The organism is Pseudomonas algeriensis (assembly GCF_048847255.1).
Lineage (GTDB): Bacteria > Pseudomonadota > Gammaproteobacteria > Pseudomonadales > Pseudomonadaceae > Aquipseudomonas.
This window is the reverse complement of the sequence record NZ_JBKKRK010000013.1, coordinates 43,350-60,882: the sequence shown is the minus strand read 5'-3', so window position 1 is coordinate 60,882 and position 17,533 is coordinate 43,350. Positions and strand designations below refer to the sequence as shown.

The following is a 17,533-nucleotide window of genomic DNA, read 5'->3' as shown; positions in this document are numbered from 1 at the left end:
TGAAAGCGGCCTCTCCAAGCCCATCGACGAAGGCGAAGGTGGCGCTTGGACACAGCCCAGCGAGCCCCGACCGGGTCAACTTCCAGATGGCTCAGGTGGCTCGGGGGGCTCACCCAACTCAGTTCGCTCTGAAAGCAACAATGTGCCTTGGTTATAAGGCACCCGACAACAAGCGCCTAAATAACTTTCAATGGTCGATGTAGATTTGGTGCCTTGATAGATGTTTGCAAAACATGGCCATAATGGATTACCGCTATCATAGCGGCCGGTCCAGTTGTTGTAGTTCCAGCCTAGGTCCCGCTCATAATAATTGCGGATTGTCTGCATAGTGCCGCCATCGGGATAGGGGTTTTGGTTAAAAGAGTTTTGCGCGCCCTGACCGTTTGCCCAGCCCTGCGCCTGGCCGCCTCGAATGGAGCGTGTCGATCTTATTGTCCAAGCATTTGAGCGGCTCACCGTATATGACGCAGTTTGCCCGTAGGCGTCGGTTATCGTAATGGTCGCCTCGCCGTTTCCTCCACCGACCACGACCCCCTGATCATTCACAGTGGCAACACCGGTATTTGACGTGCTGTATGCATACGGAGGATTTCCACGCGAGGGGGTGCGAGTAACGGTTGTGCCCGCCGGCATCGGTGTGCTGTTTCGTGCTCCGTTGTAGTACAGGAAGAAGCCATCAAGATTGGCGATGCGGTTATCTATCACCAAGGGTTCTATCACCCTAAGACGACGAACAGCCGACGTCGGACGATCACCGTAAAGGCCAGTGGCCTTGAAGTTATGTTCACCTACCGCCACCGTAATTGCCGTGCTGGTCCAGTTACCAGTGACAGCCATAAATTCTCCTATGGACGTGTTTCCGTCGAACAGTTCAATCTTTTGCCCTACCGAGGCGGCACCGCTCAATATCACGCTGCTCTCCACCGTGTTGCTGTTGTCCGGAATCTCAGCGTTGCTCGGCTGGCCCCTCACAGAGGTGATCGTCGGCGTCACCATCACAATTGATTTGACGGTGTAAGTACGCTGCGGAAACGTTATTGCATTGGCCTCGTCGATGGTCTTGCTGAAATCCGCCTTGAACTCCACGGTCAGCGTGCTGCCGTCTTTCAGGTCCTTCAGGTAGTTGTAAGAGTTGCCCAAGGGTCCTGGCTGATAGAAACCGTTGTTGACCCAACCTTGATTGACCCTAGGTCCTTTAGTTGGCGGCTTTGGCACCCAGATATCGAGGTTGTAAGGCGTGGTGTTATCGGCCTTCGTGCCCTTGAAACGCAGCCACACGTCCTGGTCAACGGCAATCAGGGGCCAGGTACCGAACCAGCAGGTGACATTCGCACTGATGGAAGCCAGGTTCAGTTCGCTGCCCTCGCCATTATTGGCGGCTTCCAGGATCCTTGGCTTGCCAAGTTCAAGATCACCTGGAGCCAGGGGTTGTATCGCCAAGGCAAAGGGCGGTGACGCCACAGGGGCTTCGCTGCCTCGAATCACCGCATAGGACACCGTCACCGACCTGCCCAGGTTAAACGCGACCACACTGTTGGGAATCGGGATTTCCAACCCCGCACTGACCAACGATTCGCCTGAGGTGTGTGAGCCGCCGGCTGGGGTTCCCGGTGCGCCCGTCCAGGTCACCGTCAGTTTGTCCGTGGGAAGCAACTCGGCGTTGACCGGCACGACGATGGTCAGGGTGTCCTTGGCGTTGACCGGGTTCAAGGACGCGCCGCTGGCCTCTTTCACCGAAGGCGGCGCCAGGGTCAATTCCCGGTCCAGGTGGATATCAATATGTTTGACCGACGACTGGTTGGTGTTGCCCAGTTGATCGGTCACCTTGAACTGGAGCGCCGTAAAAGCGCCGTCTCCCACTTCGTTGAAGGTATCGGTAAACAGCGTATATTGCGCCGGAGCCGGCGCACTCGGTACGGCATAAGGTCTGATCACCCCCCCCTATCAGGAAGTCGATTTCATCAAATTCCCGCCGGTTGCCATAGGTGAAACCAAACGTCACCCCTCGCGCCGCTTGGTCAGCGCTGACCCCATTGCTGATCACATCGGGCGGGATCACCCAGATCCATGTTCTGGGGGGCGGGTTCACCGGGCGCCCTAAGGTGATAGAGCACATCCAAAGAGATGGAGTCGTCGAAATTCCCGCTCAGGCGCGTCACTCTGTAGTGCAGGGTGTTGACTCCTTCCCTTAATTGCCCGTGGGGAAGGTCCAAGGCGATGAACTCAGCTTCGTCTCCCGGCTGGATAGTAAGACCGGCCCCGGAAACCCGCACGCCATTGACGTACAAGTTGACTTGATCGAACGCCGCCATTATCCAGGAGCCACTCTTGAGTTCGGTCAACGGGTTGATCACGCATTGCAATCCCCGAGGTTGGTCGTCATAGATGCTCTTGGGGATGCCGCCGTGCGCAATGTTTGCCGGGAGCACGGGGGTTACCCACCCAGGAATATGCACGGGGAACAGTTCGAAGGGATGGCTCAAGGCTGAGGCTGGGATATTCATGGTATTTACCTGGCAGATGATCGGCCTTTCGACATGAGCCATCACACATCAGGCAAGCAACATCGGCTACTGTCAGAACCTACAGGTATGCGCCAAATCTGGACGAGCGGTAGGGCTTACAGAATCGCGAACGAATGTGATCGCCATGTTCCCCGGGGCCGCTGCCAACTGATAGTTCCGTCATCCGCCCTTCAGCCTGCTGTCAGGCCCACACCGCTACTCTGTTATCCTTCCGTCCAAAGCCGTTCGCCAAGAGACCTGACCCATGGCCAATCCCCTGCACCTGCTCGCACTGAGCGCCGTTTTCACCTCTGCCCTGGCCCAGGCTGCCGAGCCGGTCACCATCGATGTACACCGCGACGCCAATTGCGGCTGTTGCAAGAAATGGATCTCCCATCTGCAAGCCAACGGTCTTAAGGTCAATGACCATGTCGAAGCCGACATGAGTGCGGTCAAGCAGCGCCTGGGCGTCGCGCCCAACCTGCGTTCCTGTCACACCGCCGAGATCAACGGCAAATTCGTCGAGGGTCACGTCCCCGCCGAGCAGGTGCTGGCGTTAAGCAAACGCGACGATTTGCTCGGCATTGCCGCGCCAGGCATGCCGATGGGCTCGCCGGGCATGGAAATGGACGGCATGAGTGATGCCTATCAGGTGATCGGGCAGAAAAAGGACGGCTCCCAAACCGTCGTGGCGGACTATCCAGCCCACTGATGCCCGAGGCATATGTCGGGCTGTTCCTGGCGGCATTTGGCGCGGCGACCCTGTTGCCGCTGCAATCGGAAGCGCTGCTGATCGGCCTGGTACTCAGCGAGCGCCAAGCGGTCTGGCTGTTGCTGGGGGTCGCCACCTCGGGCAATGTGTTGGGCTCACTGGTGAACTGGTGGCTAGGGACCCGCGTTGAGCAGTTCAAGGACCGCCGTTGGTTCCCTGTCAGCCCGTCTCACCTGGACAAGGCCCGCCAGCATTACCAGCGCTATGGCTATTGGTCGCTGCTGCTGAGCTGGGTGCCCATCATTGGCGATCCCCTGACGCTGGTGGCGGGCGTGATGGGTGAACCGTGGCGACGCTTTCTGTTGATGGTCACCCTCGCCAAAGGCCTGCGTTATGGCGTACTCGTGCTCGCAACCCTGGGCTGGATGGGTTGAACGTTCCCACGGTTCGGTTGCCTGTGATTAATGTCGCCATAATCCAGCCGTTCCAGGATCGGTCGGTTGCCTAAAGGAGTTTGACAATGCCGCGTTTGACTACCCGCTGGAAGTCCAGCCTGTTCTTGCTCGCTGCCCTGCCGCTGTTCGCCCAGGCCGAGAACCCGCCCGAAGGTCCGGCCTATGGCCCTCAGCTCGAAGGCTTCAAATACCCCTACACCCTCAAGCACTTTTCCTTGCAGTCTCAGGGCAAAACATTGCAGATGGGCTACATGGACGTGCCCGCCCAAGGCAAGGCCAACGGTCGCAGTGTCGTGCTGATGCACGGCAAGAATTTCTGCGCCGCGACCTGGGGCGACTCGATCAGGACCCTCAGCGAGGCTGGCTACCGGGTCATCGCGCCGGACCAGATCGGCTTCTGCACCTCGAGCAAGCCAGACCACTACCAGTACAGCTTTCACCAACTGGCGAACAACACCAACGCGCTGCTCAAGACCCTGGGTGTGCAGAAAGCCATCGTGCTGGGCCACTCCACCGGTGGCATGCTTGCCACCCGCTATGCGCTGCAATTTCCCGATCAGGTCGAACGCCTGGCGATGGTCAATCCCATCGGGCTCGAAGACTGGAAGGCACTCGGCGTTCCCTACCGCAGTGTGGACCAATGGTATGACCGCGAGCTGAAACTCAGCGCCGACGGCATCCGTACCTACGAGCGCAATACATACTATGGCGGTCGCTGGAAGCCGGAGTACGAGCGTTGGGTGGACATGCTGGCCGGATTGAACAAAGGCCCGGGACATAAGCAGGTGGCATGGAATTCAGCACTGATCTACGACATGATCTTCACCCAGCCGGTCTACTACGAGTTCAAGGACCTGAAGGCGCCGACTCTGCTGCTGATCGGCACGTCCGACACCACCGCCATTGGCAGCGACATCGCTGCGCCGGCAGTGAAGGCCAGGTTGGGCAAATATGACGTGCTGGGCAAGCAGGTCGCCCAGCTGATTCCTCGATCGACACTGGTGGAATTCCCCAATCTGGGTCACGCGCCGCAGATGGAGGAACCGGACCGGTTCCACAAAGCCCTGCTGGGCTGGCTGGACAAACCCATTCTCTGACGAGGTATTCCATGGCGGTGCAGATTGCAGTCATCGATGATTGGCAGGACGTGGCACGGGATGTTGTGGATTGGTCCGCACTGGAGAGCGTCGGCCAGGTGACGTTCCTGCATGACTATCCCGCCGACCACGACACCCTGGCCGCGCGCCTGCAAGGCTTCGATGTCATCTGCGTGATGCGCGAGCGGACGCGTTTCGATGAAGCGCTGCTGCGCCGCTTGCCCAAGCTCAAGCTATTGCTGACCGGCGGCATGCGCAATGCCGCCCTCGACCTCAAGGCTGCCGCCGCGCTGGGTATTCAGGTGTGTGGCACCGACAGCTACAAGCACGCCGCGCCCGAACTGACCTGGGCACTGATCATGGCGCTGACGCGCAACCTCGTCCCAGAAGCCAACGCGTTGCGTGCCGGGCTTTGGCAACAGGGCCTGGGCGGCGACTTGCACGGCAAGACCCTGGCAATCCTCGGCCTGGGCAGCATCGGCACGCGCGTGGCGCAGTTCGGCCAAGTGTTCGGCATGCGGGTGATCGCCTGGAGCGAGAACTTGACGGCCGAACGGGCAGCCGATGCCGGCGTCACCTATGTAAGCAAGCAAGCGCTGTTCGAGCAGGCCGATATTCTCTCGATCCACCTGGTCCTCGGTGACCGCACCCGGGGCCTGGTCGATGCCCAGGCGCTGGGCTGGATGAAGCCTGGGGCGTTGCTGATCAATACTGCCCGCGGGCCGATCGTGGACGAGGCTGCCTTGATCGATGCGCTGCAGCACGAACGCCTGGCTGGGGCGGGCCTGGATGTATTCGCCCAGGAACCGTTGCCGCCCGACCACCCGTTCCGGACGCTGGACAACGTACTGGCAACACCTCACGTGGGTTACGTGAGCCGCCAGAATTACCAGCAATTCTACGGCCAGATGATTGAAGACTTGCAGGCCTGGGCGGCAGGCAAGCCGATTCGGGTGTTGAAGCCGATAGCCTGAGTTTGCCCGTCCCTGTGGGAGCGAGCCGTTTCCGGGCGACGTGCCGACGAAGACGGTATGTCAGTTAGAAGAGATGTCGTCTGACCTGGCGCTTTCGCGAGCAGGCTCGCTCCCACCCAGCTCCCACATGAAGCATCTGCACCCTGCCTGAAAGCCATCAAAACGCCTCCACCCTGCCCGCCCCTTTATGGTGCGATGCGCTGTTGAACCGCGCACGCGATTGAACCAGCGCCTTTCCCTACAACATGAATGTTTCAAAAAGGCTGCATTTCGTCGGCTCGTATTCCCCTTCGTCGTGTAAGACATTGCCGACAATAAATGTGATTGTCCGACAATTCGACGAAGCGAACCGCACCGCTCTAGCTTCTGACCTAGACTGCCGGTCCGGGCGCAAAACCGACCGGTCATCAGGACGAAAAAAAGTCGAAACTTTTCACAACGGCGAAAGGTCAGGTTAGAGGAAGGGCAACAACGGCTGGAGCATTCCTTGCAACGGCCCCCTCACCTGATTCGCTTCGCCGCATTGGGCAGCGCTTTGCTCTCCTTGCGTAGCGCTCGTGCGCCTGGCCGCAGGATTCGGCCAATGTAACAACAGCTCTGGCGCTTGCCGGAAACAGATCGAGAACATAGGAGTTATTTATGATCAGTGCTGCCTTGGAACCACAGCAAGTCCGCTCTCAACTACCGCCGGCGGCAGAATCGCCGACGGCACCGGTGCTGGCCACCGGAGGCAAGGCACTGCTCCCTGTCGTTCGACAGAATCCAAATCGCAAGAAAATTCTGTTCGTGACGTCCGAAATCGCCGACCTGGTAAAGACCGGCGGGCTGGGTGACGTTTCTTCCGCCCTGCCCCGGGCGATGGCCGGGCTGCACGATGTGCGGATACTGATCCCTGGGTACCCGCAAGTCATGAACAGCGGCAATCCTATCCATATCATCGGCGAACTGGGCGGCCATGCCGCACTTCCGCCCTGCAAGATCGGCCGCATGGACATGGCCGACGGTCTGGTGATCTACGTACTGATCTGTCCCGAACTCTATGCCCGAGAAGGTTCTCCCTACGGCGCCAACAATGGCCGCGACTGGCCCGACAACCACATTCGCTTTGCCCGCCTGGGCCTCGCCGCGGCAGACATCGCCGCCAACCTGGCGCAAATCCACTGGTGCCCCGACCTGGTCCACGCACACGACTGGCCAGCCGGGCTGGCGCCTGCCTATATGCACTGGCGCGGTCAACGCACCCCCACCCTGTTCACCATCCACAACCTGGCGTACCAGGGCGTGGTCAGCCTCGCGTCCTGCCCTGAGTTGGGTATTCCCGAGCACGCGTTGCAACAGGAAGGCATGGAGTTCTACGGCAAGCTGTCGTTCCTGAAGGCCGGCATGGCCTATTCCAGCCACATCACCACCGTGAGCGCCACCTACGCCCAGGAGATCACCACACCGGCGTTCGGCTGTGGACTCGATGGGTTCCTCGCCTCCAAGACTCAACAAGGCTTGCTCAGTGGCATCCCCAACGGCATCGATGAAAGCTGGGACTCGGCCACCGATACCCACCTGCAGCGCCAGTTTTCCATAGGCGACTGGGATGGCAAGGCAGCCAACGCCGCGCATGTACGCGACCTGTTCGGCCTGGATGACTCCACCGGCCCACTGTTCGCCGTGGTATCGCGCTTGGTGTATCAGAAAGGCCTGGACCTGACCGAAGCCGTTTCCGAATTCATCGTCGAGTCCGGCGGGCAGATCGCGATCATCGGCCGCGGCGAGCCGGAAGAAGAACAAGCCATGCGTGAACTGGCCCTGCGCTTCCCAGGCCGGATCGGCGTGCGCATCGGCTTCAACGAAACCGACGCTCGGCGGATGTTCGCCGGCAGCGACTTCCTGTTGATGCCGTCCCGCTACGAGCCCTGCGGCTTGAGCCAGATGTATGCGCAACGCTTTGGGTCGCTGCCCGTTGCCCGGAATACCGGCGGGCTTGCCGACACGATCGAGGACGGAGTCACCGGGTTCTTGTTCAACGAATCCACCGTCGACAGTTACAAAGAGGCGCTGACCCGTGCGTTCAAGGTGTACGAGTTCCCCGAACTGCTTAATGCCATGCGCTGCCGGGCGATGTCCGCGCCGTTTAATTGGAGCAAGGCTGTGGAACCCTACGCCGAACTTTACGAACAACTGGTCGCTAAATCATTAGGAAAATCTGCCAGACAATGAGGTAACCGATGCCGTCAAGGACGCCTGAAACCTGGACCCACGGCGCGGTCCTGCTTGATCCAGAGCACACCCGTTTCGCCCTGTGGGCCCCTGATGCCCTTTATGTCAGTGTCGAACTCGACACTGGAGAATCCATACCGATGCTGCCCCAGGCCAACGGCTGGCACATGATCCAGGCCCGTTGCCCCGCCGGCACTCGCTACCGCTACAACATCGATGGTGAACTGCAAGTGCCTGACCCGGCTTCCAGGTCCCAGGATGGCGATATTGACCGCCACAGCGTGGTGGTCGACCCCCACGCTTATCAATGGCGGCACACCGGTTGGCGCGGACGCCCCTGGTACGATGCCGTCATCTATGAGCTACACGTCGGCGCCCTGGGCGGTTTCGAAGGTGTCGAACAACAGCTGGCGCGCCTGGCCGGGCTTGGCGTCACGGCCATTGAACTGATGCCGCTCTCGCAGTTCCCCGGAGACCGCAACTGGGGCTACGACGGCGTGCTGCCGTACGCGCCCCAGGCTTCTTACGGTACGCCGGACCAGCTCAAGCACTTGATCGACAGCGCCCATGGCCATGGAATCGCAGTCATCCTGGACGTGGTCTACAACCACTTCGGCCCCGACGGCAACTACCTGCACCGCTACGCCAAGGGCTTCTTTCGCGAAGACAAGCACACACCATGGGGCGCGGCGATTGATTTCCGGCGCCGCGAGGTCCGTGACTTCTTCATCGACAACGCGCTGATGTGGCTGTCGGAGTACCGTTTCGACGGCCTGCGCCTGGACGCTGTTCACGCCATCGAAGACCCCGACTTCCTTCAGGAACTGGCCGCCAGGGTGCGTCAGCAGGTGGACCCGACACGGTATGTCTGGCTGACCGTCGAGAACGAACACAACCAGGCCAGCCTTCTGGAACAAGGCTACGACGCCCAGTGGAACGATGACGGACACAACGCGCTGCACGTGCTGCTGACGGGCGAGACCGACGCTTACTACGCCGACTATGCCGAGCAACCGACGGAAAAACTCGCCCGCTGCCTGAGCCAGGGCTTTGTGTTCCAGGGCCATACCAACCGCCATGGCGAATCCCGCGGGGAGCCCAGCGGTCACTTGCCGCCCAGCGCGTTCGTGCTGTTCCTGCAGAATCACGACCAGATCGGCAACCGCGCCCTCGGTGAACGTCTGCATCAACTGGCGCCGCCGCAAGCCCTGCAAGCCGCGACCGCCCTATTGCTTTTGTCGCCGATGATTCCGCTGATGTTCATGGGCGATGAGGTCGTCGCTGAACAACCGTTCCTGTTTTTCACCAGCCACCACGGCGAACTGGCCGAGCTGGTGCGTGAAGGCCGCCGCAACGAGTTCAAGGCCTTCAGCGCCTTTGCCGATCCGCAGAAGCGTGAACGGATCCCCGATCCGAACGCGGCCAGTACGTTCGACGCCTCAAGGCCCAACCTGGAGGCGCACCAGCCAGAGCAACTGGCCAGTGAAGCTCTTTATCGCCTACTGCTGAAAATCCGTCGGGAGGAAATCGTTCCGCGCCTGCCCGCCGCCCATGCCTTGGGCGCCGACGTATTGGGTCACGGCGCCGTCAGCGCACGCTGGCAAATGGGCGATGGCAGCGTGTTGCGCATCGACCTGAATCTTAGCGACAAGCCTGTCAACCACAGCGCCCCGCAAGATGCGCAGATTCTTTTCGAACATCCACCGCAGGCCATGGGTCTGTTGCAACAGGGGGTACTCACGCCCTACAGCGCGCTGGTCAGTCTGACGCAAGCGGCAACCTTGCCCACCCTTACTGGAGAGCGCCTATGAGTGATGCGCAATTGGAAATCCTCGCTGGCCGGGCAGGCCTGGCGGTGGACTGGATCGACGCCAACGGCCGGGCCCAGAAAGTATCGCCGGCGGTCCTGCGTTCGGTCCTCACCGGCCTGGGCCATCCCGCCGGTAGCGCGCAGGAAATCGACGCCAGCCTGTTGCAACTGCAAGAGGACCAACAGAACCACCGCCTGCCACCGCTGCTCACGGCGGACGTAGGCGTCAATGTCGACCTGAGCCGTTATTTCGAGCCCGGCACGCCTTGCGAAATCCAACTCGAGGACGGCGCGACGATGAGCTCAAAGCTCGATGCCGACGCCGCTCTCCCCGGGATCGTCCCGGTGGGGTATCAGCACGTGAGCATCCAGGGCCAACATTTCACCCTGGCGGTGGCGCCGGCCCGTTGCTACAGCGTGGCCGATGCCGTGGATGATCCAACGCCTCGGGCCTGGGGTTTGAGCGCACAGCTTTATTCGCTACGACGCCCGGGTGATGGCGGCTTCGGCGACACCCAGGCCCTCGAAGAGCTGGCGCGGGTCGCGGGCGAACGCGGCGCCGATGCCCTGGCTATCAGCCCGATGCATGCGATGTTCAGCAGCGATACCGGCCGCTACAGCCCTTACTCGCCTTCCAGCCGGTTGTTTCTCAACAGCCTGTATGCCGCGCCGGGCACCATCCTGGGCGAGCGTGCGCTGCGCACGGCGATCGACGCCAGCGGCCTGACCAACCAATTGCGCAGCCTTGAAGAGCAGCCGCTCATCGACTGGCCGGTTGCTGCCCAAGCCAAGCAACGGGTGCTTCGCGCCCTGTATGACGGCTTCAGCCAAGGCGAGCACCCCTTGCACGAAGACTTCAGCAGCTTCCGCCATAGCAGTGGAGAAGCCTTGGAGAATCACTGCCGCTTCGAAGCCCTCCAGGCCGAACGCGCGGCTCGCGGCGAAAGCCTCGACTGGCGCCAGTGGCCCGAAGAATGGCGGGACCCGCGCAGCCCGGCAATCGCCCGTTTCGCCGAAGAAAACGCTGACGAAATCGGCTTCTACGCTTTTTGCCAATGGTTGATCGCCCGTTGCCTGGAGCGTGCCCAGAGCGCGGCCAAATCCAGCGGCATGAGCATCGGCCTGATCGCCGACCTCGCGGTGGGTGCCGACGGCGCCGGCAGCCAGGCCTGGAGCCGGCAGGACGAATTGCTCGCGTCCCTTACGGTGGGCGCGCCCCCCGACATCCTCAATCGCTCGGGCCAGGGTTGGGGCATCTCCGCGTTCTCCCCCGAGGGCCTGGTTCGCAATGGTTTTCGCGCCTTCATCGAGATGCTGCGGGCCAATTTCGCCCACGCGGGAGGCTTGCGCATCGACCACATCATGGGATTGCAACGGCTATGGGTGATCCCCAACGATGCCCCGCCCACCGACGGTGCCTATCTCTACTACCCCATCGACGACCTGTTGCGACTATTGGCCCTGGAGTCCCATCGTCACCAGGCCATCGTCCTGGGCGAGGACCTGGGTACGGTGCCCGACGGCCTGCGTGAAAAACTGGCGGCGCGCTCGATCCTCGGCATGCGCGTGTTGTTGTTCGAACAGGACAACACGCACTTCAAGCCCATTCTCGATTGGCCCGACGACGCCCTGGCGACCACCAGCACCCATGACCTGCCCACTCTCAACGGCTGGTGGCACGGCCACGACATCGACTGGAATGCCCGGCTGGAGCTGATCGATTCCCACACCGAAATGGATTGGCGCAAACATCGCCAGCGTGAACGCAAAGGGTTGCGCAACGCGCTGAACCAGGACCCGCAGAACTTCCGCGAGGAACACCGCGAAACCGACCAGGTGCTGGACGCTAGCGTGCGCTTTCTCGGGCATACCCGAGCGCCGTTGGTACTGCTGCCGTTGGAAGATGCCCTGGGCATCGACGAGCAGGCCAACCTCCCCGGCACCACCGACACCCACCCTAACTGGCGGCGGCGCCTGGCTCTGGAGAGCGGAGCGCTGCTGGACGACCCGGACGCCGCACGGCGTCTGGAAATACTCGCCTGCGCGAGGCTTCAGGCGAACGAGCGTGACCGATGAACGATAAAATGACTCCATCCCTGCGGGCCACCTTACGCCTGCAATTTCACAAGGGCTTCACCCTCGACGACGCCATACCGCAAGTGCCTTACTTCGCGTCGCTGGGTATAAGCCATATCTATGCCTCACCGCTGCTCAAGGCGCGGGCCGGATCCATGCATGGCTACGATGTGGTCGACCCGACCCAGGTCAACCCCGAGCTGGGGGGTGAAGCCGCGCTCAAGCGCCTGGTCGCCACCCTGCGCGAACATCGGATGGGGCTGATCCTCGACATCGTGTCCAACCACATGGCCGTCGGCGGCAATGACAATCCGTGGTGGCTGGACCTGCTGGAATGGGGACGGCTGAGCCCCTATGGCGAATTTTTCGACATCCAATGGCATTCCCCCGACCCGTTGATGGAAGGCCAACTGCTCCTGCCCTTCCTGGGCAGCGACTACGGCGTGGCCCTGCAAGAAGGCACGCTGAAACTGCGCTTCGACGCCACGCAAGGCAGCTTTTATGTCGAGCATTATGAGCATCGCTTCCCTGTCTGCCCCATGCAGTACGGTGAGTTGCTAAAGCCTTCGGACGACCTGGCAGCCGAGCAGATCGAGTCGCTCAAGGGCCTGGCCGAGCGCTTTACCACGCTGAACTACCAGACCGATGCCCACTCCCTCGCCCGTCCCTTGCAACAGGAACTGCGAGACCTGGCAGCGGAGCCCGCGATACTCGACGCCATCCAGGTCACCCTGCGCGGCTACGACTCCACGCAGCCGGAAGGTTTCGAACGCCTGCATCGGCTGCTGGAACGTCAGAGCTACCGTCTCGCCAGTTGGCGTACGGCGGCGGACGATATCAATTGGCGGCGTTTTTTCGATGTCAACGAACTGGGCGGCCTACGGGTCGAGCGGCCGGCGGTATTCGAAGCGACCCACGCGAAAATCTTCGAGCTGATTGCCGAAGGATTGGTGGACGGGCTGCGGATCGATCACATTGACGGCCTGGCCGATCCTCGGGGCTACTGCCGCAAGCTGCGCCGGCGCGTCGACTCGCTGTCCCCGTCACGGCATCTGCCGATTTTCGTCGAGAAAATCCTGGGCGATGGCGAAACCCTGCGCCGGGATTGGAACGTTGACGGCAGCACCGGTTACGAATTCATGAACCAGATTTCGTTGCTGCAACACAACCCGGCCGGCGCCGAGCCCCTCGCTGAATTCTGGAGCCGCCACAGTGAACGGCCAGCGCATTTTATCGAAGAGGCGCGCCTGGCCCGCCAGCAGATTCTCAATGGATCCCTGGCCGGGGACTTCGAAAGCGTGGCCCAAGCCCTGTTGCAGGTGGCGCGGGATGACGTGATGACCCGCGACCTGACCCTGGGTGCCATTCGACGGGCATTGCAGGAACTGATCGTGCATTTCCCGGTGTACCGCACCTATATCACCCCGCTGGGTCGCTCCGCCGAAGATGAGGTGTTTTTCCAGAAGGCCCTGGAAGGCGCCCGGCAAACCCTCAGCGAAGCCGACTGGCCGGTGCTTGACTGCCTGGCCGACTGGCTCGGTGGCATGCCTTGGCGCGGGCGGCCTCGGGGCAGCGAGCGCAAACGGCTGCGCCACGCTTGCGTGCGCTTCCAGCAACTGACTTCGCCGGCCGCCGCCAAGGCTGTCGAAGACACTGCGCTGTATCGTTCGGCGGTGCTGCTGTCGCGCAATGACGTGGGCTACAACACCGAACGGTTCAGCGCCCCGGCTCAGGAGTTCCACGGGGCCTGCTTCGAGCGGTTGGAGCATTTCCCAGACAACCTGGTGACCACCGCCACCCACGACCACAAACGCGGGGAAGACACTCGAGCACGGCTGGCGGTGATCAGCGAACGCCCGGATTGGTACACCGCGTGCGTGGAGCAATGGCGCATCCTCGCCCCGTCGCTGCACAGCGACCCGGCCGCCCCTTCGGCCGGTGACGAGTTGATTCTTTACCAGGCCCTGCTCGGAAGTTGGCCGCTGGACCTTGACTTGCAGGACCCCAAGGCCTTGGCCAGCTATGCCGAACGCTTGTGGCAATGGCAGCGCAAGGCGTTGCGCGAAGCCAAGCTGCAAAGCAGTTGGGCCGCCGTCAACGACTCTTATGAGCAGGCAACGCAGATGTTCCTGGAGCGGTTGCTGCTGTGCGATGAGGGCTTGCCTCTGCGCTGCGCCATCGCCGAAGCCGTGCAGGCCATCGCTCCAGCGGGCGCCCTCAACAGCCTGGCGCAAACCTTGCTGCGCATGACCGTCCCCGGCGTACCGGATCTGTATCAGGGCAACGAGTTCTGGGACTTCAGCCTGGTGGATCCGGACAACCGTCGCCCAGTGGATTTCGAGGCCCGCCGTGAGGCGATGCAGGCCGACAGCGCCCCCGTGGCGCTTGTGCGTGATTGGCGCGACGGGCGTGTCAAGCAGGCACTGATCGCGCGGACGCTGGCCTTGCGGTCCGAGTATCCGCAACTCTTCCGCCAGGGCAGCTACGAGCCGTTGCCGGTACAGGGTGAGCATGCCGAGCACGTATTGGCATTCGTGCGCCAACACCAGCAGCAACGGGCGATCGTCGTGGTGCCGATTCACACGGCGCGCCTGCTGGAAAACAGTGCCCTGCCCCAGGTCGCTGCATCGGACTGGGGCGACACGCGCATCTCGCTACCGTTTGCCACCGAGGGAGCAAAACTGAGGGGACTTTTTGCAAGCGCAGCAGTCACACCCCAAAGGGAGCTGATGGTCAGCGCCGCACTGGGGGATTTCCCGGTCAATGTCTTTATTGAATCTTGAGTCAAGTCAGGAGCACTGCGATGAGTACCGACGATAAACGCATTCGTGAATTCGCCTATCAGATCTGGGAGTCGGAAGGTAAGCCTGCCGGGCAAGAAGAGCGCCATTGGGAAATGGCACGCAAGCTGGCGGAGGCCGAAGCCCTGGCGCCAAGCAAACCACCGAAAGCACCGAGCAAATCCGCGGCCAGCAAGACTGACGGCACCAAGCCGGCTGCTGCCGCCAAGGCCACCGTCGCCAAGGCCGCCGCCAAGAGCACCGCGCCCAAGGCCAAGCCCGCGACCAAGCCTTCGGCAGCCACCGCGGCAATGGTCCCGCCCGCCGACAAGGCTAGCGCTAAAAAGCCACGCGCCACGCGCAAGCCCCCGGCGGTCTGAACCCGCGGACTCATCGTTCCCAAGCCAGTGCTTCTTTCAACGAAGAGGCCTGCTTGTGGCGTCCAGACTTGTCTTCTCGCCACAAGCGCAAAGCACGCAGCCCTGCGTGCAGCGCACCACCGTATCTGTCTTTTGCAGGAGCAACTATGACCCGTCCGAAAAATACCACGCCGCCGCCCGTTATCGAGGCTTCGCGGATACGTGAAGGGCTGCCGTTTCCACTCGGCGCGACCTGGGATGGCCTGGGGGTCAATTTCGCGTTGTTCTCGGCCAACGCCACCAAGGTCGAACTGTGCATCTTCGACGACACAGGCGAGGTGGAACTCGAGCGTATCGAACTGCCGGAATACACCGATGAGATCTACCACGGCTATCTACCGGACGCACATCCGGGGCTGATCTATGGCTACCGCGTCTACGGTCCGTACGACCCCGAGAACGGCCACCGCTTCAACCCCAACAAGCTGCTCATCGACCCCTACGCCAAGCAACTGGTGGGCGAGCTGAAATGGTCGGAAGCCCTGTTCGGCTACACCATCGGCCATCCCGATGGCGATCTCAGTTTCGATGAGCGCGACAGCGCGCCATTCGTGCCCAAGTCCAAGGTCATCGACCCGGCCCATACCTGGGGCCGCGATCATCGGGTCAGCGTGCCGTGGGACAAGACCATCTTGTATGAAACTCACGTGCGCGGCATCTCCATGCGCCATCCCTCGGTGCCGGAGAACCTGCGTGGTACGTTCGCTGGCCTGATGGTCGACGATGTCCTGGAACACATTCGCAAGCTGGGCGTGTCGTCTGTGGAATTGCTGCCCATCCACGCGTTCGTCAACGACCAGCACCTGCTGCAAAAGGGCATGACCAACTACTGGGGCTACAACAGCATCGCCTTCTTTGCCCCGGATCCGCGCTACCTGGCCAGCGGCAAGATTGCCGAGTTCAAGGAAATGGTCGCGCACATGCACGAGGCCAATCTGGAGGTCATCCTCGATGTGGTCTACAACCACACCGCCGAGGGCAATGAACAGGGCCCGACGTTGTCCATGCGAGGCATCGACAACGCGTCGTACTACCGGCTGATGCCCGACGACAAGCGCTACTACATCAACGATTCGGGCACCGGCAATACACTGGACCTGAGTCATCCCTGCGTGCTGCAAATGGTCACCGACTCGTTGCGCTACTGGGCCACGGAAATGCACGTGGACGGCTTCCGCTTCGACCTGGCGACCATTCTGGGCCGGTATCACGACGGCTTCGACGAACGCCACAGTTTCCTCGTCGCCTGTCGCCAGGACCCGGTGCTGCGCCAGGTAAAAATGATCGCCGAGCCCTGGGACTGCGGCCCCGGCGGCTATCAGGTCGGACGCTTCCCGCCAGGTTGGGTCGAATGGAATGACAAATTCCGCGACACCGTGCGCGCCTTCTGGAAAGGCGACGATGGCCAACTGGCCGACTTCGCCAGCCGCATGACCGCCTCGGGCGAGATGTTCAACCAGCGTGGCCGACGGCCGTACGCCTCGGTCAACTTCGTCACGGCCCACGACGGCTTCACGTTGCACGACCTGGTCTCCTACAACGACAAGCACAACGAAGCCAACGACGAGAACAACCAGGACGGCAGCAACAACAACCTGTCCTGGAACCATGGCGTCGAAGGCCCGACGGATGATCCCGAGATCAATGAGCTGCGTCATCGGCAGATGCGCAACTTCTTCGCCACCCTGCTCCTGGCCCAAGGCACACCAATGATTGTCGCTGGCGACGAGTTCGCCCGAACCCAGCACGGCAATAACAATGCCTACTGCCAGGACAGCGAAATCGGCTGGGTCAACTGGGACCTGAGCGCTGATGGCCAGGCGTTGCTGAAGTTCGTCAAGCGCTTGATCAAACTGCGCATGTCCTACCCGATCCTGCGACGCGGTCGATTCCTGGTCGGCAATTACAACGAGGACATCGGCGTAAAGGATGTGACCTGGCTGGCCCCCGACGCAAGCGAGATGACCGTCGAACAATGGCAGGATGGCCAGGGCCGTTGCCTCGGCATGTTGATGGACGGCCGCGCACAGGAGACCGGCATCCGCCGCAAGGGCGGCGACGCGACATTGTTGCTGGTGGTCAACGCGCACCACGACATCGTCAACTTCCGCCTGCCAGAGGTGCCCGAAGGGAGTTTCTGGACCTGCATGGTGGACACCAACCAACCCGCGGTGCGCGGCCAGGAGCGTTTCGATTTTGATTTCGAATATTCCGTGACCGGGCGCTCACTGCTGCTGTTCGAGCTTCAACGCGAGGAAGAGGAATAAGCGACCTTCCCCGAGTCGGCTGGCGCAAGGACGCGCCCTGCTGCACGCGCAACACAGTTCGAACAAAAAAAACCGGTTCAGATACACATTCTGACGCGACGAATCCGCTGGCATGGTCAATACTTCGCCTGCGGTCGATTCCAGGACTCGGAACATCGCGAATCACAGTCATCGCTCCCAAGGGGCGACATTGGGCGGCTGGCCCGATGCGTGACTGAACGATTGGAC

The 17,533-nt window shown here is 61.5% G+C and carries 12 protein-coding genes; 10 read left to right on the top strand and 2 right to left on the bottom strand.

The features are described 5' to 3' along the window. Positions 1-75: 75 nt before the first annotated feature. Together ACLK1G_RS18905 and ACLK1G_RS18900 are read right to left on the bottom strand one after the other, a co-directional pair. Positions 76-1,935 carry an immunoglobulin-like domain-containing protein gene (locus tag ACLK1G_RS18905; protein ID WP_420766813.1) on the bottom strand — a complete coding sequence of 620 codons (1,860 nt, stop codon included), beginning with the start codon at positions 1,933-1,935 and terminating at the stop codon, positions 76-78. Between the two features lie 83 nt (positions 1,936-2,018). Further along, entirely contained in the window at positions 2,019-2,504 is a 486-nt protein-coding gene (locus ACLK1G_RS18900) for a hypothetical protein (protein ID WP_420766812.1), read from the bottom strand. A 265-nt stretch (positions 2,505-2,769) separates the two neighbouring features. Between ACLK1G_RS18900 and ACLK1G_RS18895 the strand changes: the two genes are divergently transcribed. The 10 genes from ACLK1G_RS18895 (at position 2,770) to glgX (ending at position 17,305) form a co-directional block, all read left to right on the top strand. After that, on the top strand, positions 2,770-3,216 hold the full coding sequence (locus ACLK1G_RS18895) for a DUF411 domain-containing protein (protein WP_420766811.1): 447 nt from the start codon (positions 2,770-2,772) through the stop codon (positions 3,214-3,216). After that, on the top strand, positions 3,216-3,650 hold the full coding sequence (locus ACLK1G_RS18890) for a YqaA family protein (protein ID WP_420766810.1): 435 nt from the start codon (positions 3,216-3,218) through the stop codon (positions 3,648-3,650). The genes ACLK1G_RS18895 and ACLK1G_RS18890 overlap by 1 nt, the downstream gene beginning before the upstream one ends. Before the next feature lie 86 nt (positions 3,651-3,736). Next, a complete protein-coding gene (locus ACLK1G_RS18885) occupies positions 3,737-4,768 on the top strand; it encodes an alpha/beta fold hydrolase (protein WP_420766809.1) in 1,032 nt (343 codons plus the stop codon). Positions 4,769-4,779: 11 nt separating this feature from the next. Continuing rightward, complete coding sequence (locus tag ACLK1G_RS18880) at positions 4,780-5,742, top strand: D-2-hydroxyacid dehydrogenase family protein (protein WP_420766808.1); 963 nt, start codon at positions 4,780-4,782, stop codon at positions 5,740-5,742. Positions 5,743-6,381: 639 nt separating this feature from the next. After that, positions 6,382-7,953, top strand: coding sequence for a glycogen synthase GlgA (gene glgA / locus ACLK1G_RS18875; RefSeq protein WP_420766807.1), 1,572 nt, complete (start codon positions 6,382-6,384; stop codon positions 7,951-7,953). Between the two features lie 8 nt (positions 7,954-7,961). Next, positions 7,962-9,764, top strand: a complete 1,803-nt coding sequence (gene treZ / locus ACLK1G_RS18870) for a malto-oligosyltrehalose trehalohydrolase (protein WP_420766806.1) — start codon at positions 7,962-7,964, stop codon at positions 9,762-9,764. Continuing rightward, the gene (malQ, locus tag ACLK1G_RS18865; RefSeq protein WP_420766805.1) at positions 9,761-11,839 is read left to right on the top strand and encodes a 4-alpha-glucanotransferase; all 2,079 of its coding nucleotides are present in this window, start codon (positions 9,761-9,763) and stop codon (positions 11,837-11,839) included. Before treZ ends, malQ begins: the two co-directional genes overlap by 4 nt. Then, positions 11,836-14,622 (top strand): malto-oligosyltrehalose synthase, encoded by a 2,787-nt coding sequence (locus ACLK1G_RS18860; protein ID WP_420766804.1) that lies wholly within the window; start codon positions 11,836-11,838, stop codon positions 14,620-14,622. Before malQ ends, ACLK1G_RS18860 begins: the two co-directional genes overlap by 4 nt. A gap of 20 nt (positions 14,623-14,642) precedes the next feature. Beyond that, positions 14,643-14,999, top strand: coding sequence for a DUF2934 domain-containing protein (locus ACLK1G_RS18855; RefSeq protein WP_420766803.1), 357 nt, complete (start codon positions 14,643-14,645; stop codon positions 14,997-14,999). Between the two features lie 146 nt (positions 15,000-15,145). Beyond that, a complete protein-coding gene (gene glgX / locus ACLK1G_RS18850) occupies positions 15,146-17,305 on the top strand; it encodes a glycogen debranching protein GlgX (RefSeq protein ID WP_420766802.1) in 2,160 nt (719 codons plus the stop codon). Positions 17,306-17,533: the final 228 nt, after the last annotated feature.

Excerpts from the sequence above, each read along its gene's own strand:
- ACLK1G_RS18900 (WP_420766812.1), bottom strand. The coding sequence starts at position 2,504 with ATGAATATCCCAGCCTCAGCCTTGAGCCATCCCTTCGAACTGTTCCCC.
- ACLK1G_RS18895 (WP_420766811.1), top strand. The coding sequence starts at position 2,770 with ATGGCCAATCCCCTGCACCTGCTCGCACTGAGCGCCGTTTTCACCTCT.
- ACLK1G_RS18890 (WP_420766810.1), top strand. The coding sequence starts at position 3,216 with ATGCCCGAGGCATATGTCGGGCTGTTCCTGGCGGCATTTGGCGCGGCG.
- ACLK1G_RS18885 (WP_420766809.1), top strand. The coding sequence starts at position 3,737 with ATGCCGCGTTTGACTACCCGCTGGAAGTCCAGCCTGTTCTTGCTCGCT.
- ACLK1G_RS18880 (WP_420766808.1), top strand. The coding sequence starts at position 4,780 with ATGGCGGTGCAGATTGCAGTCATCGATGATTGGCAGGACGTGGCACGG.
- glgA (WP_420766807.1), top strand. The coding sequence starts at position 6,382 with ATGATCAGTGCTGCCTTGGAACCACAGCAAGTCCGCTCTCAACTACCG.
- treZ (WP_420766806.1), top strand. The coding sequence starts at position 7,962 with ATGCCGTCAAGGACGCCTGAAACCTGGACCCACGGCGCGGTCCTGCTT.
- malQ (WP_420766805.1), top strand. The coding sequence starts at position 9,761 with ATGAGTGATGCGCAATTGGAAATCCTCGCTGGCCGGGCAGGCCTGGCG.
- ACLK1G_RS18860 (WP_420766804.1), top strand. The coding sequence starts at position 11,836 with ATGAACGATAAAATGACTCCATCCCTGCGGGCCACCTTACGCCTGCAA.
- ACLK1G_RS18855 (WP_420766803.1), top strand. The coding sequence starts at position 14,643 with ATGAGTACCGACGATAAACGCATTCGTGAATTCGCCTATCAGATCTGG.
- glgX (WP_420766802.1), top strand. The coding sequence starts at position 15,146 with ATGACCCGTCCGAAAAATACCACGCCGCCGCCCGTTATCGAGGCTTCG.